23 protein-coding genes and 1 tRNA gene are annotated in these 24,577 nt (G+C 67.5%); 11 read left to right on the top strand and 13 right to left on the bottom strand.

Annotation, left to right across the window (positions count from 1 at the left end):
- Positions 1–27: 27 nt before the first annotated feature.
- Both PCK14_RS07540 and PCK14_RS07535 read left to right on the top strand, forming a co-directional pair.
- Entirely contained in the window at positions 28–1,746 is a 1,719-nt protein-coding gene (locus PCK14_RS07540) for a putative PEP-binding protein (protein WP_269937838.1), read from the top strand.
- Positions 1,747–1,968: 222 nt separating this feature from the next.
- On the top strand, positions 1,969–3,573 hold the full coding sequence (locus PCK14_RS07535; RefSeq protein ID WP_442864678.1) for an MFS transporter: 1,605 nt from the start codon (positions 1,969–1,971) through the stop codon (positions 3,571–3,573).
- 98 nt (positions 3,574–3,671) lie between these two features.
- Here the strand turns inward: PCK14_RS07535 and PCK14_RS07530 are convergent, their stop codons facing one another.
- From PCK14_RS07530 to PCK14_RS07515, 4 genes are all read right to left on the bottom strand, one after another.
- Positions 3,672–4,433 carry an SDR family NAD(P)-dependent oxidoreductase gene (locus tag PCK14_RS07530; RefSeq protein WP_269937837.1) on the bottom strand — a complete coding sequence of 254 codons (762 nt, stop codon included), beginning with the start codon at positions 4,431–4,433 and terminating at the stop codon, positions 3,672–3,674.
- Positions 4,434–4,769, bottom strand: coding sequence for a GNAT family N-acetyltransferase (locus tag PCK14_RS07525; protein ID WP_269937836.1), 336 nt, complete (start codon positions 4,767–4,769; stop codon positions 4,434–4,436).
- A gap of 65 nt (positions 4,770–4,834) precedes the next feature.
- Entirely contained in the window at positions 4,835–5,668 is an 834-nt protein-coding gene (locus PCK14_RS07520) for a hydroxymethylpyrimidine/phosphomethylpyrimidine kinase (RefSeq protein ID WP_269937835.1), read from the bottom strand.
- A gap of 117 nt (positions 5,669–5,785) precedes the next feature.
- Positions 5,786–5,858, bottom strand: a tRNA-Lys gene (locus PCK14_RS07515).
- 222 nt (positions 5,859–6,080) lie between these two features.
- Between PCK14_RS07515 and PCK14_RS07510 the strand changes: the two genes are divergently transcribed.
- The 3 genes from PCK14_RS07510 (at position 6,081) to PCK14_RS07500 (ending at position 8,564) form a co-directional block, all read left to right on the top strand.
- Entirely contained in the window at positions 6,081–6,728 is a 648-nt protein-coding gene (locus tag PCK14_RS07510; protein ID WP_269937834.1) for a hypothetical protein, read from the top strand.
- A gap of 202 nt (positions 6,729–6,930) precedes the next feature.
- Entirely contained in the window at positions 6,931–7,551 is a 621-nt protein-coding gene (locus PCK14_RS07505) for a DUF47 domain-containing protein (RefSeq protein ID WP_269937833.1), read from the top strand.
- 5 nt (positions 7,552–7,556) lie between these two features.
- On the top strand, positions 7,557–8,564 hold the full coding sequence (locus PCK14_RS07500) for an inorganic phosphate transporter (RefSeq protein WP_333474350.1): 1,008 nt from the start codon (positions 7,557–7,559) through the stop codon (positions 8,562–8,564).
- Positions 8,565–8,649: 85 nt separating this feature from the next.
- Here PCK14_RS07500 and PCK14_RS07495 read toward each other — a convergent pair whose 3' ends face one another.
- From PCK14_RS07495 to pstS, 5 genes are all read right to left on the bottom strand, one after another.
- Entirely contained in the window at positions 8,650–9,750 is a 1,101-nt protein-coding gene (locus tag PCK14_RS07495; protein WP_269937831.1) for a hypothetical protein, read from the bottom strand.
- A 102-nt stretch (positions 9,751–9,852) separates the two neighbouring features.
- Positions 9,853–10,632 carry a phosphate ABC transporter ATP-binding protein PstB gene (gene pstB / locus PCK14_RS07490; RefSeq protein ID WP_269937830.1) on the bottom strand — a complete coding sequence of 260 codons (780 nt, stop codon included), beginning with the start codon at positions 10,630–10,632 and terminating at the stop codon, positions 9,853–9,855.
- Positions 10,633–10,657: 25 nt separating this feature from the next.
- The gene (gene pstA, locus PCK14_RS07485) at positions 10,658–11,764 is read right to left on the bottom strand and encodes a phosphate ABC transporter permease PstA (RefSeq protein WP_269937829.1); all 1,107 of its coding nucleotides are present in this window, start codon (positions 11,762–11,764) and stop codon (positions 10,658–10,660) included.
- A 1-nt stretch (position 11,765) separates the two neighbouring features.
- Positions 11,766–12,713 carry a phosphate ABC transporter permease subunit PstC gene (gene pstC / locus PCK14_RS07480; protein WP_269937828.1) on the bottom strand — a complete coding sequence of 316 codons (948 nt, stop codon included), beginning with the start codon at positions 12,711–12,713 and terminating at the stop codon, positions 11,766–11,768.
- 31 nt (positions 12,714–12,744) lie between these two features.
- Entirely contained in the window at positions 12,745–13,863 is a 1,119-nt protein-coding gene (pstS, locus tag PCK14_RS07475; protein ID WP_269937827.1) for a phosphate ABC transporter substrate-binding protein PstS, read from the bottom strand.
- A 362-nt stretch (positions 13,864–14,225) separates the two neighbouring features.
- Here pstS and PCK14_RS07470 point away from each other — a divergent pair, with 362 nt between their 5' ends.
- The 5 genes from PCK14_RS07470 (at position 14,226) to disA (ending at position 20,322) form a co-directional block, all read left to right on the top strand.
- Positions 14,226–15,878: an MDR family MFS transporter gene (locus tag PCK14_RS07470; RefSeq protein WP_269937873.1), complete on the top strand. Its 1,653-nt coding sequence runs from the start codon at positions 14,226–14,228 to the stop codon at positions 15,876–15,878.
- Positions 15,879–15,880: 2 nt separating this feature from the next.
- Positions 15,881–16,372, top strand: coding sequence for a MarR family winged helix-turn-helix transcriptional regulator (locus PCK14_RS07465; protein WP_269937826.1), 492 nt, complete (start codon positions 15,881–15,883; stop codon positions 16,370–16,372).
- 79 nt (positions 16,373–16,451) lie between these two features.
- On the top strand, positions 16,452–17,585 hold the full coding sequence (locus PCK14_RS07460) for an FUSC family protein (RefSeq protein ID WP_269937825.1): 1,134 nt from the start codon (positions 16,452–16,454) through the stop codon (positions 17,583–17,585).
- 50 nt (positions 17,586–17,635) lie between these two features.
- Complete coding sequence (gene radA, locus PCK14_RS07455) at positions 17,636–19,054, top strand: DNA repair protein RadA (protein WP_269937824.1); 1,419 nt, start codon at positions 17,636–17,638, stop codon at positions 19,052–19,054.
- Positions 19,055–19,251: 197 nt separating this feature from the next.
- Positions 19,252–20,322, top strand: a complete 1,071-nt coding sequence (disA, locus tag PCK14_RS07450) for a DNA integrity scanning diadenylate cyclase DisA (protein WP_269937823.1) — start codon at positions 19,252–19,254, stop codon at positions 20,320–20,322.
- A 23-nt stretch (positions 20,323–20,345) separates the two neighbouring features.
- On the opposite strand, the gene PCK14_RS07445 is transcribed toward disA, so the two are convergent.
- Positions 20,346–20,996, bottom strand: coding sequence for a hypothetical protein (locus tag PCK14_RS07445; protein WP_269937822.1), 651 nt, complete (start codon positions 20,994–20,996; stop codon positions 20,346–20,348).
- Between the two features lie 151 nt (positions 20,997–21,147).
- On the opposite strand from PCK14_RS07445, the gene PCK14_RS07440 reads away from it, so the two are divergent.
- Entirely contained in the window at positions 21,148–22,056 is a 909-nt protein-coding gene (locus PCK14_RS07440) for an A/G-specific adenine glycosylase (protein WP_269937821.1), read from the top strand.
- 197 nt (positions 22,057–22,253) lie between these two features.
- Here PCK14_RS07440 and dhaM read toward each other — a convergent pair whose 3' ends face one another.
- Genes dhaM through dhaK form a run of 3 tightly spaced genes read right to left on the bottom strand, consistent with a single transcriptional unit; the run spans position 22,254 to position 24,565 of the window.
- Positions 22,254–22,928 (bottom strand): dihydroxyacetone kinase phosphoryl donor subunit DhaM, encoded by a 675-nt coding sequence (dhaM, locus tag PCK14_RS07435; protein ID WP_269937820.1) that lies wholly within the window; start codon positions 22,926–22,928, stop codon positions 22,254–22,256.
- Positions 22,925–23,563 carry a dihydroxyacetone kinase subunit DhaL gene (gene dhaL, locus PCK14_RS07430; RefSeq protein ID WP_269937819.1) on the bottom strand — a complete coding sequence of 213 codons (639 nt, stop codon included), beginning with the start codon at positions 23,561–23,563 and terminating at the stop codon, positions 22,925–22,927. The genes dhaM and dhaL overlap by 4 nt, the downstream gene beginning before the upstream one ends.
- Positions 23,564–24,565: a dihydroxyacetone kinase subunit DhaK gene (gene dhaK / locus PCK14_RS07425; protein ID WP_269937818.1), complete on the bottom strand. Its 1,002-nt coding sequence runs from the start codon at positions 24,563–24,565 to the stop codon at positions 23,564–23,566. It abuts the gene before it with no gap.
- Positions 24,566–24,577: the final 12 nt, after the last annotated feature.

Below are 24,577 nucleotides of genomic sequence, written 5' to 3'. Positions count from 1 at the left end.
CCGGCCATGATTGTCAAAGGAGCAACCGTGCAGAACTTTGTTGGAGTCGGCGTCTTCCGGGGCCGCGTCATTGGCCCCGTCCGCCACATGCCGCCCGCCCTGGCCGAACCGCCCGCCGGTGAAAAGTTGGAAAGTTCGACGGCGCCGGAGACTGCCGCCGCATCCCTGAAGTCCGCGGGGGCAACCGTGAAGGCGGCCCTGCAGGAGCGTGCTTCACGGGCCGATGGCGCCGGCAAGGAGGTCCTTGAGGCCACGGCCCTGATGGCCACCGACCCCATGCTGATCAAGGCAGCGGTCAAGCTCATCAACACGGGAGTGTCCGCCGAGCGGGCCATCTGGGAGGCCGGAGACTCGGTTGCCCAGATGCTGACCAACCTGGGCGGCTACATGGCCGAACGCTCCCACGACGTCCTGGATGTCCGTTCCCGGATTGTTGCCGCCCTGCGCGGCGTCCCGGCCCCTGAAATCCCGGATGCCGCCGAGCCCTTCATCCTGCTCGCCGACGACCTCGCCCCGGCCGACACCGCCACGCTGGACCCCTCCAAGGTCATAGCCCTCGTGACGGCCGGTGGCGGCCCCCAGTCGCACACCGCCATCATTGCCCGCAGCCTGGGGCTGCCCGCCGTCGTGGCCGCAGCCGGCGTGGCCGGCATTGCCGAGGGCGACCTGGTGTTCGTGGACGGCTCCGCAGGGGTTGTCAGCACCGAACCGGGTGACGCCGAGCGTGCCGCCGTGGCCCAGTGGCAGGAGAAGGCGTCCCTGCTGGACGTTTTCGACGGCGCCGGGGCACTTGCCGACGGAACACTGGTTCCGCTGTTGGCCAACGTGGGCGGGGCGAAGGACGCCCAGGAGGCAGCCGCCGCCAACGCCCAGGGCGTGGGCCTGCTGCGCACCGAATTCTGCTTCCTGGGCAACAGCACCGAGCCCAGCCACGACGACCAGGTGGCCGCCTACAAGGGCGTCTTCGACGCCTTCGCGGGCAAGAAGGTCGTGGTCCGCACCCTGGACGCCGGGGCAGACAAGCCGCTGCCCTTCCTGACGGATTCCACCGAGCCCAACCCCGCCCTGGGCGTGCGCGGTTACCGCACCGACCTGACCACCCCGGGTGTCCTGGCGCGGCAGCTGGGCGCCATTGCCGACGCGGCAGCCTCCTCGGGTGCCGACGTCTGGGTCATGGCCCCCATGATCTCCACCCCGGCCGAGGCTGCCGACTTTGCCGCCATGTGCACGGCCGCGGGACTACGCATTCCGGGCGTCATGGTGGAGGTGCCGTCCGCGGCGCTGACATCACGGCACATCCTGGATCACGTGGCATTCGCCAGCCTGGGGACCAACGACCTCACCCAGTACGCCATGGCGGCCGACCGCCAGCTGGGCCCGCTCGCGGCGCTCAACGACCCCTGGCAACCTGCAGTGCTGGCACTTGTCCAGGCCACCGTTGACGGTTCCGTCGCGCAGGCAAAGCACTCGCCCGCGCTGGGGCTGGAAACTCCCTCGCCCAAGCCGGTTGGTGTCTGTGGCGAGTCGGCCGCTGACCCGGCCCTCGCCGTCGTGCTTGCCGGACTGGGCGTCAGCACGCTGTCCATGACCCCGCGCGCGCTGCCGGCCGTGGCCGCCGTGCTGCGCACCGTCACCCTGGCGCAGGCGCAGGCACTGGCCAACCGGGCCGTGGCCGCGGCGTCCGCCGCCGAGGCGCGCGAACTCGTCCGGGCGGGCCTGCCTGCACTGGCCGAACTGGGCCTGTAACCGGCCGCTGATCGAGCCCGATTCCCGGTGATCGAGCCTGTCGAGATCCCGGCCAAAACCCCCGCCGTCGTGCCCAGTTTGGGCCCGCGATGGCGGGGTTTTTTGCCTCTTGACAAAAGGGCTGCCAGGGGCGAAAATGCGCCGTCTGCTAGAATTTAAGGTCTGCCCGTAGCGATGCAGCAGAAAGTCGCAAGCAAATGAACTCCTTAAGGGGATGAGCAAATGCCCACAGACCGAAGCATGATTCAACCGGAAACAGGTGTTAAGGACACCGCAGACCGCATGCAGGCCCGGCCCAAATTGCCCCGCCTGCCCAAACTCAAAAAACGCCGGCTGGCCGTTGACGACGTAAATGTCGTGGACCAGCCGATGCTCAGAAAAGCCCTCGGCGGAACCGTCGTGGGAAACACCATGGAGTGGTACGACGTGGGCATCTTCGGATACCTGATCGCCACCATGGGGCCGGTATTCCTGCCCGAGGCGGACCCGGCCGTACAGACCCTGTTCCTGCTGGGAACGTTCGCCGCCACCTTCCTGGCCCGCCCGCTGGGCGGCGTGGTCTTTGGCTGGCTCGGCGACAAGGTGGGGCGCCAAAAGGTCCTCGCCGCCACACTCATGATCATGGCCGCCTCCACGTTCGCCGTGGGGCTGCTGCCCGGCTATTCCCAGATCGGACTCTGGGCCGCAGTGCTGCTGGTGGTGCTCAAGCTCGTCCAGGGCTTCTCCACCGGCGGCGAGTATGCCGGCGCCACCACGTTCGTGAGCGAATACGCCCCCGACAAGCGCCGCGGCTACTTTGCCAGCATCCTGGACTTTGGCAGCTACATGGGCTTCGCCATCGGTGCGGCCCTGGTCTCCGTGCTCCAGCTGACGCTGGGCCAGGAGGCCATGGAGCAGTGGGGTTGGCGCCTGCCGTTCCTGGTGGCCGGCCCGCTGGGCGCCGTGGCCGTGTACTTCAGGATGAAGATCGAGGAGTCGCCGCAGTTCCAGGCAACCCTCGACGCAGCCGAGGAGCACGCCAAGTCCGCCACCGCCGGTGACGAGGACGCCTCGCGCGGCCCCGTCCACCTGGTCAAGGTGTTCTGGCGCCAGGTGCTGCTGGCCGTGATTCTGGTGGCCGCCGCAAACACTGTGGGCTACGCCCTGACCTCCTACATGCCCACGTACCTGACGGACTCCAAGGGTTACGACCCTGTGCACGGAACCCTGCTGACCATCCCCGTGCTGGTCATCATGGCCCTGTGCATCCCCCTCACCGGGAAGCTTTCAGACAGGATTGGCCGCCGGCCCGTGCTGTGGATCGGGGCCTTGAGCACTGTGGTGTTTGCCGTTCCGGCATTCCTGTTCATTGGGGTCGGCGAGATCTGGTCCACCATGGTGGGCCTGGCCCTGATCGCCTTCCCCGTCACGTTCTACGTGGCGAACCTGGCGTCCTCGCTGCCGGCACTGTTCCCGACCTCGAGCCGCTACGGCGGCATGGGGATCTCCTACAACTTTGCCGTGGCCATCTTTGGCGGCACGGCGCCGTTCATCATCCAGGGCCTGATCACCCTCACGGGCAACGACATGATGCCGGCGTACTACCTGATGGCGACCAGCGCCATTGGCGCGGTGGGCATCTACTTCCTGAAGGAGTCCGCCCAGAAGCCGCTGCCCGGCTCCATGCCGAGCGTGGCCACGGTTGAGGAGGCCCGGGAACTGGTGCAGACGCAGGACGAGAACCCGCTGCTGGACATGGACTACCTGCCTTTCGACGACTCCTACGAGCCGCCCACTCCGGGCACCGGCATTCCCATCACGGTGGGCAGGCCCACCGTGGACGCCTGACAGGCACGGCAGCACGATTGCCAAAAGGGTGGGGGCGCATGCAATGGCATGCGCCCCCACCCTTTTGGCACCCACACGGGGTTGCGGACGCGGGGAATTCAGCGGCCGCGGTTGCCTGCCGCGGCCGACAACCGGTCAGGAACAAGGCGGCTGGCCGCCATGAGCACCCTGTATCGCCGGGACGGGATGGAGACCGCCTTGCCGGCCGCGTTGTCGGCCAGGCCCTCGCGAACCACCTGCTCGGCGTTCAGCCACATCCAGGGCTTCACTGCGCCCATGTTGGCGCCCATGCGTTCATGGAATTCGGTGTGCACAAAGCCCGGGCACACGGCCGTGACCTTGACCCCGCCCGGGCCGTAGCGCAGATTGGCGAAGCGGCTGAAGCTGACGCCCCACGCCTTGGCCGCCCCGTAGCTTCCGCGCGGAATGAACGCGGAGACGCTGGAGACATTGATAATGCGCCCGCAGCCCCGTTTCAGCATGCCGGGAAGGGCCGCATGGCTCAGTTCCAAGGGCGTCTGGACCAGGATGCGCAGGTGTGCGGCCTCCTCCTGGACGGAATTCTTCTCAAAGGCCTTCACCAGGCTGAAACCGGCGTTGTTGACCAGCACGGAGACGGGGACGGCAGGGTCCACAAGCCGGGCGGCCACGGAGGCAACGCCGTCGTCCGTCACCAGGTCCGCAGGCAGGACCTGGACGTCAATGCCAAAGTCATTGCGCAGCCGCACCGCCTTGGCCTCGAGGCGCTGGGCGTCGCGGGCAACAAGCACCAGGTCGTGCTGCGCGCGGCCCAGCTGCTGGGCAAACTCGGCACCGAGCCCGGACGTGGCGCCCGTGACCAGTGCGAGAGGGCGAACCACCTAGGATTCCTCCGGGTAGTCCGTGTATTGCACATAAGGTTCCGGGTGCTGGCCCAGGAAGCGCCGCACATAGGGGCAATGCGGGATGATGCGCTTGCCGGCGGCCACCACGTCATCGAGCGCGTAGCGGACCAGGACCTTGGCCAGCCCCCGCCCCTCGAAACCCGGCTGGCTGACAGTGTGGATGAGGTCGATGTGCCCGGGCAGGTCCTTGAAAACGATGATGACCGCCAGTTCATCCCCCATGTGGAGTTCATAGCGGTGGCGGGCATCGTTGCGGGCCATGCGCACCGAGGCGTCGAAGGGGTCTGCTTCCAGGGCTTCATTCACACTCATAAGGTGAGCTTGGCACACGAGGCTGGCGCTGGCAACAGCTCCGGCACCAGCCTTTCTGCCCTATTTCAGGAGGCTGCGCCGCCCTGCCACAGGGCCGTGAACGGGGCGCCGGAGGTGACGCGGTTCTTGATGCCCTCGGTGACAAATGCCTTGGCCGTGCGGGCGGCCTCCAGCGGGGTGGCGCCCTTGGCCAGCTCGGCCGTGACGGCGGCGGCCAGGGAGCAGCCGGCGCCGGAAACAGCCACCTCGCCAACCTTCGGGGAGGACAGGACCTCGAGGGTTTCACCGTCAAAGAAAACGTCGACGGCGTCGCCGCCTTCCAGCCGCACCCCGCCCTTGGCGAGAACCGCCGCACCGCTGATTTCATGGATCTTGCGGGCCGCAGCCTTCAGGTCCTCGACATTGTTGATGGCCAGGCCGGAGAGTGACTCGGCCTCGAAGTGGTTGGGCGTGACAAAGGTGGCCAGCGGCAGGATCTGCGCCTTGAGCGCCTGGTCGGTGTCCAGCGCGTGGCCGGGCTCCTGGCCCTTGCAGATCAGCACCGGGTCCAGCACGATGTGCTTGAATGCGGCATTTTTCAGTGCGGTTTCCACTGTGCTGATGGTGGCCGGGCTGCCCAGCATGCCAATCTTGACCGTCTCAAGCGTGGTGGGGGCACCGGAGTTTGCGCCGTAGGCGGCCGTGGTGGCTTCCAGCTGGTCGGCAATGACCTGCTGGTCCACGGGCACGAAGCGGTGGTTCCAGTTGTCCTTGGGGTCAAAGGAGACAATGCAGGTCAGGTTCACAATGCCGAAGACGCCCAGTTCCTGGAACGTCTTGAGGTCGGCCTGGGCACCGGCACCGCCAGTCGCTTCGGAGCCGGCGATGGTCAGGGCAAGTGCGGGGGCGTTGGTTGTCATGGCTCCATTTTGCCATCCTGCACCGGAGCTGAGCATTTCACCGTTACTGCCGGGTGAAACAAAAAAGAACCGCAGTCCGGCACCATGGTTCATGGTGCCGGCCTGCGGCTATAGCGGTGGGCCCTATGGGGCTCGAACCCATGACCCACGGATTAAAAGTCCGATGCTCTACCAACTGAGCTAAAGGCCCGACCTGTTGCCAGCTTCCAAAAGGTGTCCCCACCCTTGCAAAGTTGACGCATATCAGACTACCGCACGGTACGGCACAGAATGCAATTGCGCCGCACCGAGGAGGAGCACCTCCCGTCCCGCGCCATGCCGCCCATCGCTGCCGCTGCGGGCGGTCCACGGATTTGTCGTGCCGCCCGCCAGTTCCCTCGACCCGGCACGGCAGCGGGGGTAGTGTCGTCTCATGAACGATCGACCAGCCGCCAGCGCTCCCCGCCCCCACAAGCCGGTGCCCTTTGCACCCGCCGATTTTGAGCCGTTCGCGGGCGGCACGGACCCGGCCCGCGTCTCCGAGGCAGCGCACCTTGCTGCCCGGGCCCTGGTGAACAGCGGCCGCGCCAGCAATGACCCCGAGGTCACCAAGCGCCTGGTCAAGCTTGCGGACAAGCAGGGCCTTGAGGCCATCGCCGAGATGTGGGCCGCGAGCCCCGCCCGTTCCCTGCCCGGCGCCCTGTGGCGCCTGTACGCCCTGCGAGCCGCAACCCTGCAGGACCCCGAGGGCATCAGCGTCTTCTTCCGCGCGGGCCAGCAGAAGGCCCAGGTGGCCAACGCGGTGGCCGGCGTGGCCGAGCCTCCCGGCGCCGAGGAAATCACCACCATGGCCAACGCCATCCTGTCCGGCGCGTTCGACGGCGACTTCGACGTTGCGCTTGACCGTTCCGCCGCGTTCTGCCGCGTCGTGGCCCTGGGCCAGGCAACCATGGCCGTGGAGCGGGAGGCGGCACACTCCGAGCACGCCTCCGCGCTGACCAAAAAAGCCCACCAACTGGTCCGCACGGCGGAGGACCTGGAGGGTGCCGCGAAGTCGTGGCGCAAGGGTGAATTGGACTAGCACAAGGCCCGCAAAAACGGCTCCAGTTGACAGCCGGGGCAGGACGTAGAAGACTGAAAGCGGTGTCGAACCGTGGAACCCCCGGGCTCCATTTTATAGCCGCTTCGAGCGGCCCAGTGCCGAGAGGCGCTCCCGGTTCGACACCACTTTTATGCCCTGGAACCACCCGGAACCTGCTGGAATCCGCTATCGCAAAGGCCCCATGGTGAAGCTTCGACTTTTCCCCCAGGAGACGGCAGGGCTGCAGGCACTGGCCCGCATGTCCGAGCACATCCTGGCCGGCACCCAGACGCTGGCCGAACTGCTCGGGGCGGGCCGCGGGGACTTCGCCGCACTCACCGAATCGCTGCGCCGGCACGAGGCCGCGTCAACGGCAGATTTTGCAACGCTGCTGACCAACATGCGCACCAGCTTCATCAACCCGCTGCCACGCGAGGACATGTACGCGCTGGGCCAGCTGCTCAACGAGACCTCCGAAATGCTCACGGGCGCCGGGGAGGTCATTGAGCTCTACACGCTGGACCGCATCCCCACCCGCGTCAGCGACCAGCTGGAAATCCTCTCCCGCCAGGCCGAGCTGACAGCCGCGGCCATGAAGGCCCTCAACGACCTCGACAGCCTGGAGGACTACTGGCTGGAGGTCCTGCGCCTGTCCAAGCGGGCCGACCACACCCACCGTGTCATCGTGGCCGAGCTCCTGGACGCCCACAGCCCCTCAACGTTTGCCAAGTACAGCAACCTTGCCGGCCAGTTGGCCGCAGCCAGCCGCCAGATGCGCATGGTGGCCACGCAGGTGGGCAGCATCATCGTCAAGGAGTCCTGACCTTGGTGGGGTTCCTGCTCGGCGCGGTCATCGCCGTCGCCGCGGTTTTTGCGTTCCTCAACGGCTTCCGTGACGCCTCCGCCGCCGTGGCGCTCTCGGTTCGCACGCGCGCACTGACTCCCTCGCTCGCCGTCCTGCTGGCCGGCGTGTTCAACTGCGTGGGGGCACTGGCCAGCGTGGCCCTCACGGCCGCCTTTGCCGACAGGCTGTTTACGGTCCCGCCGGGGCGCAACGGCCTGGTGCTGCTGCTGGCGGCACTTATCGCCGCCTGCCTGTGGGGCATCTACCTGTGGTGGCGCGGCTACCCGTCCTCATCCACCCATGCCCTGATCAGCGCGCTCGTGGGCGCTTCCCTGGGCTCCGCCGTCATTGGGCACCCGCCCCTGGACGGCATCAACACCACCATGCTGACACTGGTCCTGCTGCCCCTGCTGGTCTCCCCCATCGTCGCCTTCGTGCTGGCCTTCCTGGCCGTCCAGCCCACGTCCTGGGCTGTCCGGAACACGGCGCCGAGCATGGTCAACCGGCGGATGCGCCAGCTGCAGTCGGTGGCCGGTGCCGCCGTCGCCTTTGGGCACGGGCTCCAGGACGGCCAGCGCACGACGGCGGTTGTCCTGTTTGCCCTCGTGGCCGCCGGTTTCGTGGGGGCCGGCGAGATTCCCGTATGGGTGCCCTTGTTCACGGCCGGGCTGCTGGCCGCCGGCACGGTGTTCGGCGGCTGGCGGATCTCCCACACCATGGGCCACCGCCTGGTGCGGGTTGACCCCATGCGCGGTTTTGTGGCCCAGATGGTGGGCGCGGGGCTGCTGTTTGTGGGTGCGATCGGCCTGCACATGCCGCTGTCCACCACGCACACAGTCACCTCGGCCATTGTGGGTGCGGGCGCCAACCAGCGCTTCGCCTCCGTCAACGGGCGCGTGCTCACCCGCATTGCCGTAGCCTGGCTGGCCACCCCGGTTGCCTGCCTGCTGCTGGGTGCCTTGTTTTTCCTGGCCCTGTCACCCCTGACCTAGTCCAGGCTTAAATCGCCGCGCGAGCTCGCACTCCTTGCCCAATCCAGGGTCCGGATGGGGCAAGGAGTGCGAGTTGACCTACGGATCAGGCGTTGGCGGCTGCGATGATGTCCCCGTGCAGGCGCAGCAGCGGGGCCGTGCGCTCCGCCGGTCCGCGGCCAAAGCCGCACTCGGTGGCGATGCCGAACTCCGCCAGCCCTGCCGTGGCGACGGCCGGGCGGGCAGCCGCAATGCGCTTGATGGCACCCGCAACCCCGTCCTCGTGGTGCACCAGGCCCAGGAACAGCTCCGTTTCGGGGTGCAGCGCCAGGGAGGCCAGCGGCGCGAAGTAGGCGTCGTCGTCGCGCTCTATGGGCACGGGCAGGTGAAGGAAGCCGATGGGCCGGGAGATCTTGGCGGAAAGCGCGTTCGCCACGGCGGTGAGGTTGCCGGCGTCGGCGGGCTCCGTGAAGTGCTTCTCGGCCACGTCGCCGTAGCAAAGGTGGATGCCGAATTCCACGTCGTCCGGGATGGTGGCGGCAACAGCGGCGGCCATGGTGGTCGCGGCGTCGATGATTTGTTCCGTGGAGGGGTCGTTGCCTTCCACGTACCAGCAATCGGGGGTGTTGCCGCGGACGGACACCTTTTCAATGTGGCTGAACTCGACGGCCAGGTCGATTTGGATGGACAGCTCGGCCGCCGGGATGACTGCGGCAATCTCGGCAATTTCGCGTTCCATGGCGGCGGCGTAGGCCGGGTAGACGGCGGCCTGGTCGGCGGGGGCAACATAGGAGCCCAGGGGCGCCATGGGCGAGGGGATGGCCACCTGGAAGCGGGTGCCCGCAGCGATGGTGCCGGCATCACGCAGCGCCTTGAAGTCGGCATAGCTGGCCAGGGCGGCCTCGGCATAGCCCAGCGGCCCGAACTTCAGCTCGGCGGCGGGCACTGTGCCGTCCAGCACGATCTTGCGCAGGTCGAAGCCGGCGACCATGAACGGTTCGCCCGGCACGCGGCCCAGGCCGTCAACGGCCTCGAAGCGGGTTCCCTGGAACAGGATCCAGTGAAAGCGCTCCCCCACCTCGCCGTCAGGGATGCGGGCAGCGTGGGCGCCGAGGTTTTCGGCCACGATCTCCAGGGTGTCTGCGGCGGTGGGCTGGTTGATGGATCCAACAAGGTGTGCGCCGCGGACGGCGGGAAGTGAGGTCATGTTTTCAGCGTAGCCCGGCCCCAAATCACCGCGGATCTGGGCACTTCACAGCCCCGTAACACTGGACAGCGAGCGTCCCGGGCGATACCCGCCGCCCGGTGGTTATCCGAAGCGGCCGGAGACGTAGTCTTCGGTGGACTTCTGGGAGGGGTTGTTGAAGATGGTGGTGGTGTCGGCGAACTCGATGAGCTTGCCGGGCTTGCCGGTCCCGGCAATGTTGAAGAAGGCGGTCTTGTCGGAGACGCGGGCTGCCTGCTGCATGTTGTGGGTCACGATGACCACCGTGTATTCGTCCTTGAGCTCATTGATGAGGTCCTCAATGGCCAGGGTGGAGATGGGGTCAAGGGCGGAGCAGGGCTCGTCCATGAGGATGACCTCGGGTGAGACGGCGATGGCGCGGGCAATGCACAGGCGCTGCTGCTGGCCGCCGGACAGGCCGGAGCCGGGCTTCTCGAGGCGGTCCTTGACCTCGTTCCACAGGTTGGCGCCGCGCAGCGACTTCTCCACGAGCGCATCGGCGTCGGACTTGGGCATGCGGCGGCTGTTGAGCTTGACGCCGGCCAGCACGTTGTCGCGGATGCTCATGGTGGGGAACGGGTTGGGCCGCTGGAACACCATGCCGATCTGGCTGCGCACGGTCACGGGGTCAACGCCGTCGCCGTAGAGGTTGTCGCCGTCCAGCAGCACCTTGCCCTCGACGCGGGCGCCGGGGATGACCTCGTGCATGCGGTTCAGGGTGCGCAGGAACGTGGACTTGCCGCAGCCGGAGGGGCCAATGAAGGCGGTGACGGACTTGGCTTCAATGGTGATGTTCACGTCTTCCACGGCGCGGAAATCGCCGTAGTAGACGTTCAGGTCACTGACATCAATTCGTTTGGACATAGCTGGTTTTCCTTCTGGCAAAAAGTTAGCGGCCGGTTTTCGGCGCAAAGATGCGGGCCACGAGGCGGGCACCGAGGTTCAGGAGCATGACAAGGATGATCAGCAGCAGGGCTGCGGCCCAGGCACGCTGGGTTGACGGGTCTGCGTTCGACGGCGAGGTGGGCGTCATGATCTGCGTGTAGATGAACGTGGGCAGGGAGGACATCCAGCCGGCAAACACGTTCATGTTGATGCTGGTGGCGAATCCGGCCGTGACCAGCAGCGGGGCGGTCTCGCCAATGACGCGGGCGATTGCCAGGGTGACGCCGGAGGCGATGCCGGAGATCGCCGTCGGAATGACCACCTTCAGGATGGTGCGCCACTTGCGGACGCCCAGTGCGTAGGCGGCCTCGCGCAGTTCGTTCGGGACGATCTTGAGCATTTCCTCGCTGGAGCGCACCACCACGGGGATCATGAGCACCGAAAGCGCGACGGCGGCGACGAAGCCCGTCTTCGTGCCGGGGCCCAGGATCATGGCGAAGAAGGCGGCCGCGAACAGGCCTGCCACGATCGAGGGGATGCCGGTCATGACGTCCACCAGGAAGGTGATGACCTTGGAGAACTTGTTGCCGGCGCTGTATTCCACCAGGTAGATGGCTGTCAGCAGGCCCACGGGAACGGAGATCAGGGTGGCCCAGAGGGTGATCAGCACCGAGCCCACAAGTGCGTGGTAGGCGCCGCCCAACACGGGGGTCCCGTTGGTGACTGAGGCGTTGTCGACGGCGCCCGTCACACCGTTCATTGAGGTGCCCAGGAAGCCGGGGGTCAGGAGCCCGGGGATGCCGTTTGCCAGCACGGTCCAGATGACCGAGACCAGCGGCAGCAGGGCCACGAGGAACGCGCCCACCACGAGCGAGGTGGCCAGCTTGTCCACGGCCTTGCGGCGGCCCTCGACGGCGGCGGAGACCGTGACGTTGGCGGCGGCAAAGAGCACCGCGGAGAGCACTGCCCAGCCAAAGACGTTGAAGCCGATGAGGGACATGAGCGCCGCGGCCACCACCACGGCGCCGCCGGCAATTGCGTAGGGCGTGTAGCGGGGCAGGCGGCCGCGGGTGAGCGCGGAGCGCTTGCGTTCGGTCAGTACGGTGGCCATGCTAGTTGGCTCCTGAGAATTCTTTGTGGCGGTTGATGATCCAACGGGCCACCATGTTGACCGCCAGGGTGATGAGGAACAGCACCAGGCCGGCGGCGATGAGTTCGTGCATGCGCAGGCCGAAGGCTTCCGGGAAGTCCAGCGCAATTTCCGCGGCAATGGTCTGGTTGCCGGAGCGGATGAGCGAGGCGATCAGCGGCCCCGAGGAGAGGACGAGTGCCACGGCCATGGTTTCACCCAGGGCACGGCCCAGGCCCAGCATGACGGCGCTGATGATGCCGCCGCGGGCGAAGGGAAGAACTGCCATGCGGATCATTTCCCACCGGGTGGCCCCCAAGGCCAGCGCCGCTTCTTGGTGCAGCATGGGTGCCTGCAGGAAAATCTCGCGGGTGAGTGAGGCAATGATGGGCAGGACCATGACGGCCAGGACAATGCCTGCGGTCAGGATGGTCTTGCCCGTGCCGGAGGCGGGTCCTGCAAAGATCGGGATCCAGCCCAGGTGCTCGGCCAGCCAGGCGTACGGGTCCTTAAGCGAGGAGGCCAGGAAGCTGGCACCCCAGGCGCCGTAGACCACTGACGGAATGGCTGCCAGGAGGTCCACCAGGTAGCCCAGGCCCTTGGCAAGATTGCGCGGGGCATAGTGCGAGATGAACAGGGCCACGGCCACGCCGATGGGCGTGGCAATGAGCAGGGCGATCGTTGCAGCAATCAGCGTGCCAACGACGATCGGGAAGATGTAGGCAAGGAAGCCTTCACCGCCGGTGATGTCGGCAGGGGCCGCGCTGAAGGTTGGCAGGGCCTGGACCACAAGGAACAGGGCCACTGCGAACAGCACGGCAACAATCAGCGCGCCGGCGCCCAGGGCCGCACCGGAGAACACTTTGTCTCCGATGCGACCCTTGCCGGCCTGCCCTGTCCCCTTGGGGGGTGCGAGCTTGGTGGTGGACAATCCAGTACCTTCTTTTGGCGCTTGCCGGCTGTTACTTGGTGCCGGAGCTGATGGATTCGAGGGCCGTCTTGGCCTTCGCTGCCAGCTCGGCGGAGAGCGGTGCGCTCTTGGCTGCCTCTGCCGCCTGCTTCTGGCCCTCGTCGCTCAGTGCGAAGGCACCGAATGCCTTCACCAGGTCGGCCGTTGCGGCGTCCGGGTAGCTGGCGCAGAAGACGCCGTAGGACACCAGCACTGCGGGGTAGGCCCCGGCAACTGTGGTGGTGCGGTCCAGCTTGAGCGAGAGGTCGTTGGCGGCGCGGCCTTCAACAACCGTTGCCAGGTCAACGGCCTTGGCGGCAGCCTCGGCGGTGACGGGGACGTAGCTGTCGCCAACCTTCAGCTCAACCTTGCCCATGGCGTCGGTGACTGCGGAGTCATCGGCGTAGGTGATGGCGCCGGCGGTCTCGGTGACGGTCTTGACCACACCGGAGGTGCCCTTGGCGTTTTCGCCCGGCAGGCTGGTGGGCCAGTCGCCCGAGGCCTTGTCGGACCAGACGGTCTTGGCGGCTGCGGCCAGGTAGTCAGTGAAGTTCTGCGTGGTGCCGGAGTTGTCCGAGCGGTGCACGGGCGTGATGGCCAGATCCGGCAGCTTTGCGTCCGGGTTGGCGGCCTTGATGGCGGGGTCGTTCCAGTTCTTGATCTCGCCGCGGAAGATCTTGGCGATGGTGTCGGCGTCGAGCTTGAGGTCCTTGACCCCTTCAACGTTGAATGCGACAGCGATCGGGGAGATGTACCAGGGGATGTTGATGGCGCCGGCGGGGCCGCACTTTTCCTTGGCGGAGGCGAGTTCCTCATCCTGCATGTAGGCATCGGAGCCGGCGAACTGAACGGCGCCTGCGATCAGGGCCTTGCGCCCTGCGCCCGAGCCTTCGGGTGAGTACTGGATCTTGGCGCCGGAGTTGGCGGACTCGAAGCCGGCCTTCCAGGCGTCCATGGCTGCGGAGATGGAGCTGGCGCCCGTTCCGGTGAGCGTGCCGGTGACGGCTGGGCCTGCTGCGCTGGTGTTTGCGCCGGCCGGCGGGGTCACCACGCTGTCGGTGCCGCATGCCGTAAGTGCCAGTGAGCCAACAGCCAGTACGGCTGCCACGCGGCCAATGTGAAGTGCCTTCACGCTTTTACCTCTTCGATGGGTTGCATTCCGATTCATTACCCTTTGACATTAGGGTCCACAGGTAAAGCACCGGCCCCCGCCGGGTGAACGGAAGGTTAACGCTGCGGGGATTCTTGTGCCCCACGTACGACGCCGGTCACATCCGCCCCGCTGCGGGCGCACCTGCCGCCGTGGCCGGGAGGGCGGGGCCCGCGAGCCACAAGCCGGAAACTTGACGCAGCTCACAGCAAAAAACTGTTGTCCCAGGGCAACCAATTCCATATAGTTGACATACATCAACTTTCTTCCGGCCACTTATTGGAGCCCTCTTGTCCCAGACAACCAGCACAGCAAAGGCAGCCCCCGGGCTGTCAGACTCGGGCATGACCCACCGCCAGGTGATCCAGTCCCTCACAGGCCTGCTCATGGGCATGTTCGTCTCCATCCTGGCCGGCACAGTCGTCTCGACGTCCCTGCCGGTGATCCTGTCCGATCTCAATGGCGACCAGACTGCCTACACCTGGGTGGTCACGGCAACCCTGCTGGCCACCACCATCTCCACCCCCATCTGGGGCAAGCTCGCGGACCTGTCCAACCGCAAGCTGCTGCTGCAGCTCTCACTGGTGATCTTCGTGGTGGCTTCCGCCATTGCCGGTTTCTCGCAGGACACCTCGATGCTCATCACCATGCGCGTCTTCCAGGGCCTGGGCGCCGGCGGCCTGACCGCCCTGAGCCAGATCGTCATGGCGGACATCATCTCCCCGCGTGAACGCGGCAAGTACATGGGATTGTTCGGCGCCGTCATGGCACTGGGCACCGTGGGCGGCCCGCTCATCGGCGGCTTCATCACCGACGCCATCAACTGGCGCTGGAACTTCTTCGTGGCACTGCCCTTCGCCGTGGTTGCAATCCTCCTGATTCAAAAGACGCTGCACCTCCCGGCCCAGAAGAAGCGCAAGGTCAGCATTGACTACGCCGGAATTGTGCTTCTGTCAGCCGGCGTCTCCCTGCTGCTGATCTGGGTCTCCCTGGCCGGCAAGGACTTCGAATGGGCCAGCCCCACCTCGGCGTGGATGGTGGGCGGGGCCATTGCCGCCCTGGTCGCCTTCGTCATTGCGGAGTTCAAGGCCGCCGAGCCCATCATCCCGCTGACCATGTTCAAGAACACCACCTTCACCCTCTCCGTGGTGGCCTCGATTTCCGTTGGTGTGTCCATGTTCGGCACCTCAGTGTTCCTGGCCCAGTACATGCAGCTGGCCCGCGGCGCCAACGCCACACAGTCGGGCCTCATGACCATCCCCATGATGGCCGGCCTGCTCATCATTTCCACCATTGGCGGGGCCATGATCTCCAAGTTCGGCAAGTGGAAGGCCATCATGGTCACCGGATCCCTGCTGCAGCTGGCGGGCCTGTACCTGCTCGGGACCATCCACTACGACACCAACTTCATCCTGGTCTCCCTGTTCATGTTCATCCTCGGCGCGGGCCTGGGCATGGTCATGCAGAACCTGGTGCTGATTGTGCAAAACGCTGTCACCCCGGCCGAGATCGGCGTGGCCAGCTCCGGCATCGCCTTCTTCCGCTCACTGGGCGGCACCATCGGCGTCTCCGTGCTGGGCGCCCTCATGGCCACGAAGGTTGTGGACACCATGGCCGGCCGCACCGGTGAGCTGCAGGCCGCCATCGGCGCCCTGGGCGAAAAGGGCAAGGAGGTCGGGGCCGCACTGGCCAGCGGCAACATCCCCTCCGTCCACACCCTGCCCGATTCAATCCGGGTCATCATTGAATCCGTCTACGGCGACTCCGTGGCCTACATCTTCATGATTGCCGCGCCGCTGAGCATCCTGACCATCCTTGCGGTGGCCTTCCTGCCCAACCTGCCGCTGAGCAACCAGACGCGCGACCAGCGCGAGAAGAGCGACGCCGCGGACGCCAAGGGCCACCCCGCCATGGAGGAGGCCGAGCTGGTCCTCGCCGAGGTCAGCGAGGCAAGCATTGCCGCCACCCCCAACACCGGCGCGATCGAGCGGGTCTGAGCATGGCCGACGTCGTCAATCCCTGCAATGGGGCTCCGGGCCCGGAACTCCCGCAGGACCCGGAGCTGGCGGGCGCCATCGAGGACACGCAAAACCAGCTGTCCAACATGATGGTCTCGGCACGGAAGAACCTGAAATACCGGGCCGCGGCAATCCATCCGGGCCTGCAGCCAATGGGCTTCAAGGTGCTGATGCTGCTGTTCCGCTCCGGGCCAATGCAGCAGTCTGAGCTGGCCCGCGGGCTGGAGGCGGACAAGGCCACGCTCAGCCGGATCGTCAAGCAGCTCGAGGAGCTCGGCCTGGTTTCCCGCACGGCCGACCCCGGCGACGGGCGGGCCACGCTGGTGGACATGACCGCGCCCACGCGGGAGCGCTACAGGGAAACCCAGCTCGGCGCCCGGCAGCTGCTCGTGGACAAGCTCTCACAGTGGGAGCCCGCCGAGGTCCGCCGGCTGGCCGATCTCCTGGCCAAGCTGAACGAAACCACCGGCTGAGCCGCCGGAACACCGGACACCAACAGGGGCTCCCCGCGATGCACGTCGCGGGGAGCCCCTCACGCATAGACTTGGCAGCATGCCGGACTCAGCCACCGGCCTGCCGTCCCGACAGGCCGCCACCGCACGATTCCTGAAGCGGCGTGCCCGCCTGGGCCTGCGGCGCAGCATGAATTCAATCCTCCCGGCATTCATGATGGCCATCTGTGCCGTGGGTGCCTACTACTTTTCGCAACTCGTCCTGGGCCACCAGGGCCCCCTGTTTGCCGCCACGAGCGCCATCATTGCCCTGGGCTTCTCCCGTGACCCGCGCCTGCGCCGGGTCCTGGAGGTGGGCCTGGGCTGCACCATCGGCATTGCGGTGGGCGACCTGCTGCTGCACTGGCTGGGATCGGGCATCTGGCAGGCAGCCCTGGTGCTGTTCCTGTCCATCCTGCTGGCCCGTTTCCTGGACAGCGGGGCCATTTTCACCACCCAGCTGGGGCTCCAGTCCCTGCTGGTCGTGCTGCTGCCCATCCCCGCCGGCGGGCCGTTCACCCGCAGCATCGACGCCGTGGTGGGCGGCTGCTTCGCCCTGGCCGTGACGTTCCTGGTGCCCAGGGATCCGCGCCGCGAACCCAGGGATGACCTCAAGGAGGTCCTGGGCGAACTCTCCCTGGTGCTGCGGGAGTGCGCCTCGGCACTGTCCTACAACGACGCCACCACCGCCTGGCACGCCCTGGTCCGCGCCCGGAGCCAGCAGGCCCGCATCGACTCCATGCGCCAAGGGCTGCGGGGGTCCATGGAGATCGCCAGGCTGGCACCCATGTACCGGCGGCACCTGCAGGAGGTGGACGGCATGGCCAGGCTCATGGAGCGGGTGGACTACGCCATGCGCTCCAGCCGAGTCCTGGCCCGCCGGCTGGCGAGCGCCATCAACAACGCCGCGCTGTCCGACGCCGGATCCATGCACCTGGCCGAGGTCATCGGCGAGACGGCCGCCGCCGTGGACGAACTGGGTGCGGCCCTGTCCCATGCCTCATCCGACGCGGCGATGTCCCACGCACGGGACTCGCTGGCCGACGTCGCAATCCGGCTGCACCCGAGCAAACTGGAGATCACACGCATGGAGGGAGAGACCCTGGTGCTGCTCTTCCGCACCCTCATGGTGGACCTGCTCGAGGCGGCCAAGATGGAGCCCTCCGAGGCCAGGGACCTGCTGCCCAAGCTGTAGGCCCGCACGGACGGGCCCCGCGTGTCACACCCCGGCGCTAGGGTTGAACCATGGCAGCAAAGAGCACAAAGACAAACGCCGGGCAGAACTTCCGCTGCACCGAATGCGGCTGGACGGCCGTGAAGTGGGTAGGCCGCTGCGGGGAATGCCAGGCCTGGGGCACCCTTGAGGAGATCGGCTCCGTGGTGGTCCGGACCACTGCCGCAACCACCGTGGTGCGCCCGGCCCAGCTCATCGCGGACGTGGACGCCTCCAAGGCCGCACACAACCTCACCGGCGTGCCCGAGCTGGACCGCGTCCTGGGCGGCGGCATGGTCCCGGGCGCCGTGATCCTGCTGGCGGGGGAACCCGGCGTCGGAAAATCCACGCTCCTGCTGGACGTGGCCGCAAAGTTTGCCCGCAACGTACACGGCCGGGAGCCGCAAAAGGTCCTCTACCTCACGGGCGAGGAATCCGCCGCCCAGGTCAAGCTGCGGGCCGAGCGCATCGGCGCGGTTGCCGACACCCTGTACCTCGGTGCCGAAACTGACCTCGGCACGGCGCTGGGGCAGGTTGAGGCCGTGCAGCCGGCCCTGCTGATCGTGGACTCCGTGCAGACCTTCAGCAGCACCATGGTGGACGGTGCCGCCGGCGGCGTATCCCAAGTCCGCGAGGTGGCGGCGTCCCTCATTGCCGCGGCAAAGCGGCTGAACATGACAACGCTGCTGGTGGGCCACGTGACCAAGGACGGCTCCATCGCCGGGCCGCGCCTGCTCGAGCACCTGGTGGATGTGGTCTGCCAGTTCGACGGCGAGCGCCACTCGCGCCTGCGCCTGCTGCGGGCCGTGAAGAACAGGTACGGGCAGACGGACGAGGTGGGCTGCTTTGATTTGACCGACGACGGCATCGAGGGGCTGGCCGACCCCAGTGGGCTGTTCACCTCCCGCACGGCCCAGCCCGTTTCCGGCACCTGCATCAGCGTGACCATGGAGGGCCGGCGCCCCCTGCTGGCCGAGGTGCAGGCGCTGCTGACCCCGGCCCTCGGCTCCTCGCCGCGGCGCACGGTCTCCGGCCTGGACTCCACGCGCGTGGGCATGCTGCTGGCTGTGTTGCAGCAGCGGGCCGGACTGCGCCTGGACGCCGACGACAGCTACGTGGCAACCGTGGGCGGTGCCCGCCTGAGCGAGCCGGCCATGGACCTGGCCGTGGCGCTGTCCATTGTCTCGGCCAAGACCGCAATACCCGTGCATGGCAAGTTGGTGGCGTTCGGCGAGGTGGGGCTGGCCGGGGAGGTGCGGCCCGTGCCGGGCATCAACCAGCGGATCATGGAGGCCAGCCGGCTGGGCTACACCCACGCCATCGTCCCGCGGAGCCCCACGGGCTTCGGCACCGTCCCGCCGGACTTCAAGGTCAGGGAAATTGACCACATTGCGGAGGCCACGGAGATCATCCTGCACGGCATGCCGGAACCGAGCCTCAAGCTGGGCTAAGTGCCCTCGGGGCGCCCGTTGCGGCGTGCCCCGGCGGCCCCGGCACGTCTCCGGGACCGCCGGGATCGGGCAAAGGACACAGATCGGTCAAGATGCGCGTCGCCGATGGCCCTGCCGCCCGGCAACCCGGGCCCGTTCCCACTATCATGGCATTGTGACTTGCGCGGATTCCCGTGCTTGAAAAGAAGGAACTGCCCATGATTCGCAGCCCCGAAGAGGCCCTGAAAGCCACTCTTGCCCGCGTTGCGCCGGGAACGCCGCTGCGTGACGGGCTCGAACGCATCCTTCGCGGCCGCACGGGCGCACTGATTGTGCTCGGTTCGGACAGGACCATTGAAAGCCTGTGCTCCGGCGGCTTTGAAATTGGCATCGACTTCGCCCCCACAAGCCTGCGCGAACTTGCCAAGATGGACGGCGCCATTGTCTGCGACAAGGACGCCACGAAAATCATTCGCGCCGCAGTCCAGCTGGTTCCGGATCCCAGCATTGAAACGCAGGAATCGGGCACCCGCCACCGCACGGCCGAGCGCGTCGCCATCCAGACCGGCGTCCCCGTGGTTTCCGTCAGCCAGTCCATGCAGATCATTGCCCTGTACGTGGGCGGGCTGCGCTACGTGCTGGAGGGTTCCGAGAAGGTGCTGGCCCGCGCCAACCAGGCCCTGGCCACGCTTGAACGCTACCGCGCCCGGCTGGACCAGGTGACCAGCTCACTGTCCGCCCTGGAGATCGAGGCCATGGTCACGGTGCGCGACGTTGCCGTCACCTTGCAGCGCCACGAGATGGTGCGCCGCATTTCCGAGGAGATCGCCGCCTACGTCCTGGAGCTCGGTGTTGACGGCCGGCTGCTGTCGCTGCAGCTGGAAGAGCTTTCCACCACGCGCGGCTCAGGTGCCGACATGGTGATCCGCGACTACACCGATCCCGAAACCACCGACGTCGACGCGGCCGTGACTGCACTGCAGGAAATCGACCAGGCCAGCCTGATTGACCTGAGCCTCATTGCCAACATTGTTGGCTTGGCCAGCGGCAACGACTCCCTGGAAGCCATCATCCAGCCGCGCGGCTACCGCCTGGTGTCCGGCCTGAAGGCCGTTCCAGGTGCCGTGGCCGGGCGCCTGGTGGACCACTTTGGCGGGCTGCAGAACCTGATGGCGGCCACGATTGACGAGCTCATGATGGTGGATGGCATTGGCGAACTGCGTGCCCGCAACGTCCGCGAGGGCCTGTCCCGCATTGCCGAGGCCAGCCTCCTGGACCGCTTCCTCTAGGCGGAAACGCCTGCGCCTGCCGCCTACTGCAGCGTGAACGTGACCTTGTCACTGGACCACTTGCCCAGGGTCGCCACGAAGCCGTAGGTTGCCCCGCCCCTGCCCGGCACGGAAACCATTTTTTCGCAGCCGGGGGCGTTGCGGTTGACCTTCCACACCAGGTTTGCGGTCTCCGAGGCGCCCGGCGCCAGGTTCTTGACTAGGTCGCCAGGGTCCACCTGGCAGTTCTTGGAGTTGAAGATGATGTCTTCGCCGCTGGTGACCTGGTACTGCATCTGGCTCGTGCCCACGTTGATGTCGCAGGGCGCCTTGCCGGAGTTGGTCACGCGCAGGGTCAGGACCGGCAGCTCCTCCGGCCCGTAGGCGGGCTTGTCCACGGCGGCTGTGACCTTGATGCCCGCCTCGTCGCACACGGCCGACGGCGGCGTCCCGGCTTTCGCAGCAGCCTTGGGTTTCGCCGTGGCTCCATCGGCAGCCGGGTTGGTGCCGGCGTCATCCGCGGAACCCCCGCCCAGCAGGCCGGCCACGAGGAAGCCACCGGCCACGATCGCCACGAGCACAAGCAGGGCCAGAATGGCCGCCACGAGGCGGCGCCGGCGGTAAACCTTGGCGGAAACCCTGGGCGCGGGTGCGGCGGAGGTGCGGCCGCGTCCCGGATTCCCTGTGTTTCCCATGTCTAAAGGGTATCGAAGGCCCGGGGCGCCCCGCACCAACCACGCCGCCGTGCTTCCTGTGAGAAAGGCCCCCTGCGGCCCGGTGGCCTAGAGTGGAATGCTGCGGGGCGTGTGAGGCGTCCCGGGAATCGCTCGACTTCAAGGAGTTTGCTTGCACCGGGAAATCCAGGACTGGTTCCTGCGTGAGGCCAGGGACCTGCCATGGCGCGGCGGCGCATCCCCCTGGGGGATCCTGGTCAGTGAGATCATGCTCCAGCAAACGCCGGTGGTGCGCGTGCAGCCGGTCTGGGAGGAATGGCTGGGGCGCTGGCCCACACCCGCGGACTTTGCCGCCGCCCCGGCCGCCGAGGTGCTGCGGGCCTGGGGCCGGCTGGGCTACCCCCGCCGGGCGCTGCGCCTGCATGCGGCTGCCGCACAAATCGTGGAACAGCACGGCGGGAAGGTGCCAGACACCTTTGAGGAACTTCTCGAGCTGCCCGGAGTAGGCACGTACACAGCGGCCGCCGTGGCTGCCTTCGCCTTTGGCCGACGCACCACAGTTGTGGACACGAACATCCGCCGCGTGCACGCCCGCCTCGTGGTGGGCCAGGCACTGCCCGCGCCGGCGCTGACGGCCGCCGAGATGGCACTGGCTGCGGAGCTGCTCCCGGAGGACGACGGCGAATCGGTGCTGTGGAATGCCGCCGTCATGGAACTTGGCGCGGTGGTCTGCACGGCGCGCAGCCCCAAGTGCGGCCTGTGCCCCGTGCTCGAGCAGTGCGCCTGGATTGCCGCGGGCCAGCCCGAACCCACCTACATCCCCAAGGGCCAGCCCTGGGCAGGCACCGACCGGCAGGTCCGCGGAGCCGTCATGGCTGTGCTGCGCGCGGCCGGCTCCCCCGTGCACGCCGACCTGTTCTGGGATGGAGACGCTGCCCGCGCCCACACCGAACTGGCCGCGGAACTGGGCAAGCTGCACGACCTCAACACGCACGCGCCCCAGCTGGAGCGCGCCCTGGCAGGCCTGGTGGCGGACGGCCTGGCCCAGCATTCAGAAGCCGGCTACCAGCTGCCAGCCTGACCGAGTCCGGCATCCGGTGATCGACAGGCTCGACCACCGGGCGCGGACGGATCCGGCGAGACGGACGCCAAGCGAAGCGGGATGAGGGGCTGGCGGCGTGGTGGGCGTCGCCGCGGACACACCGACGAAGTCGTGTGTGGCGCGGTGCGGGCACCAGCCCCTCATCCCGCGAAGCGTGCGCATCCTGCGGCGTGCGGTTAGATCTCGCCGAAGCCGGCCTCCACCTCGCTGCGCACCAGCGCGACGGCACGCCGGGCGTCAGGGCCGGTGGCGGTGACGTTTAGTTCCGTGCCCTGCCCCGCGCCCAAAGTCATGAGCATCATGACCGACTGCGCGTCCACGCCGTTGATCTCAATGTCCACATCCATCGCGCCCAGCTCACCGGCCAGCACCGCGGCCGGCCTGGCGTGCAGGCCCATGGGGTTGATGAGCGTCAGCACGGCAGTCACTGCGGTGGCTTGGGTCTCGACAGGCTCGACCACCGGAGGAGCGGCCGCCGGCTGCAGCGCGGTCTCGGCCGCCTTGCACACCACGTCCAGGGAAGCACCCGACTGGGCAGCCACGGCCGCGGCAATGGCACCTTCCACGAGTGGCGCATCGGCCAGGCGCACGTTCTCGGGGCTGCCCAGGAACTCCAGGGCGGATTCGGCCGTCATGACGGCCGAGCCGAGATCCGTCAGGACCACGGCCCCGTCGCCCGTGTCTGCCGCACCGAGCGCCTCCATGACCTTCTCCAGGGAGGTGCCGATGCCGCCGTCGTCCATGCCCCCGGCCGGGAGCAGCACCACGTTGGGCGCCATCTGGGCGGCCAGCTCAACCACGCCGGCGGCCAGCTGGGCGCTGTGGGACACAATGACCAGCCCCACGCTCATGCGCCGGCCGCCTGGGCCGCGGCGCGCAGGATGAGCGCCGAGGATTGCGCCCCCGGGTCGCGGTGCCCAATGGCCCGCTCCCCCAGGTAGCTGGCCCGGCCCTTGCGGGCAATGAGCGGCTCTGTGGCTGCGGCACCGGCCTCGGCTGCCGTGGCGGCGGCCGCCAGCACGGCGGCCGGTTCCGCCCCGGATTCGGCTGCGGCTGTTGCGGCGTCGACGGCCGGGGTCCAGGCGTCGATCATGGTTTTGTCGCCGGTCTCGGCCTTGCCGCGGGCCACCACGCCGTCGCGGGCGGCCGCCAGTGCTGCCACGAGGGTTGCCGCATCAAGCTCCGCGGCCTCGCCCACGGCCGTGGCCGCACGCAGATAGGCTGTGCCGTACAGCGGGCCGGCGGCGCCGCCCACCTTTGACATCAGGGTCATGGCGGCCAGCTTGAACGCGGCCCCGGGGGTGGCGGGCGGCTCGGCGTCGAGCTTTTCGAGGATTGCCGTGAAGCCGCGGTCCAGGTTTTCGCCGTGGTCGCCGTCGCCGATGGCCCGGTCCAGCTCAATGAGGGCCATGCGGTTTTCCGCCACGACGGTGGCGGAGAGGCGCAGCCAGGCGATGGCCCATGCGGTGTCGAGTGTGTTGGGCATTTACATCCCCCATCGCAGCGCAGGGGTGTTGACGGGTGCGTCCCACAAACTTGTCATTTCATCATCCAGGCGCAGCACCGAAATGGAGCAGCCCTGCATTTCCAGCGCCGTGATGTAGTTGCCCACCAGGGAGCGCTCCACGACGAGTCCGGCGTCTGCAAGCAGCTTGGCCGCGTGGCGGAACACAATGTACAGCTCGCTGGCCGGGGTGCCGCCCATGCCGTTGACGAACAGGAGCACCTTGTCCCCGGCGGCGGGCTTGAGGTCTGCCAGGATCGGTTCGAGCAGCCGTTCGGTGATGCCGTCGGCGTTTTCCAAGGGGATGCGGTGGCGGCCCGGCTCGCCGTGGATGCCGATGCCAATCTCAATCTCGTCCTCGGCCAGTTCGAAGCTGGGGACGCCCGCGTGCGGGACGGTGCAGGCGGACAGGGCCACGCCCATGCTGCGCACGTTGTCGTTGACGCGCTGGCCGATGGCGGCCACTGCGTCGAGGTTGTCCCCGCGTTCGGCGGCGGCCCCGGCGATCTTTTCCACCAGGACCGTGCCGGCCACGCCGCGGCGCCCGGCCGTGTACAGCGAGTCCTCCACGGCGACGTCGTCGTTCACCAGCACGGTGCGCACGGACACGCCCTCTGCCTCGGCCATTTCGGCCGCGGTCTCAAAGTTCAGCACGTCGCCGGTGTAGTTCTTCACAATGTGCACGACGCCGGCACCCGAGTTCGCGGCGATGGTCGCCGGAATGATGGCGTCGGGGGTGGGAGAGGTGAACATGGCCCCCGGAACGGCCGCATCCAGCATGCCGAATCCCACATAGCCGGCGTGCAGGGGCTCGTGCCCGCTGCCGCCGCCGGAAACAAGGCCCACCTTGCCCTCGCGCTGGGCCCCGCTTCGGGTCACGAAGAGCGGGTCGGGGTGGACCGTCACATGGCCGGCATGCGCCAGGCCAAAACCTTCCACGGATTCATTGACTACTGTCTTGGGATCATTGATGAGCTTTTTCATGACGAAACCCTC

This window comes from Arthrobacter sp. HY1533 (assembly GCF_027568515.1).
Lineage (GTDB): Bacteria > Actinomycetota > Actinomycetes > Actinomycetales > Micrococcaceae > Specibacter.
The sequence above is the reverse complement of the archived record's forward strand: the minus strand, read 5'-3'. Positions and strand labels throughout refer to the sequence as shown.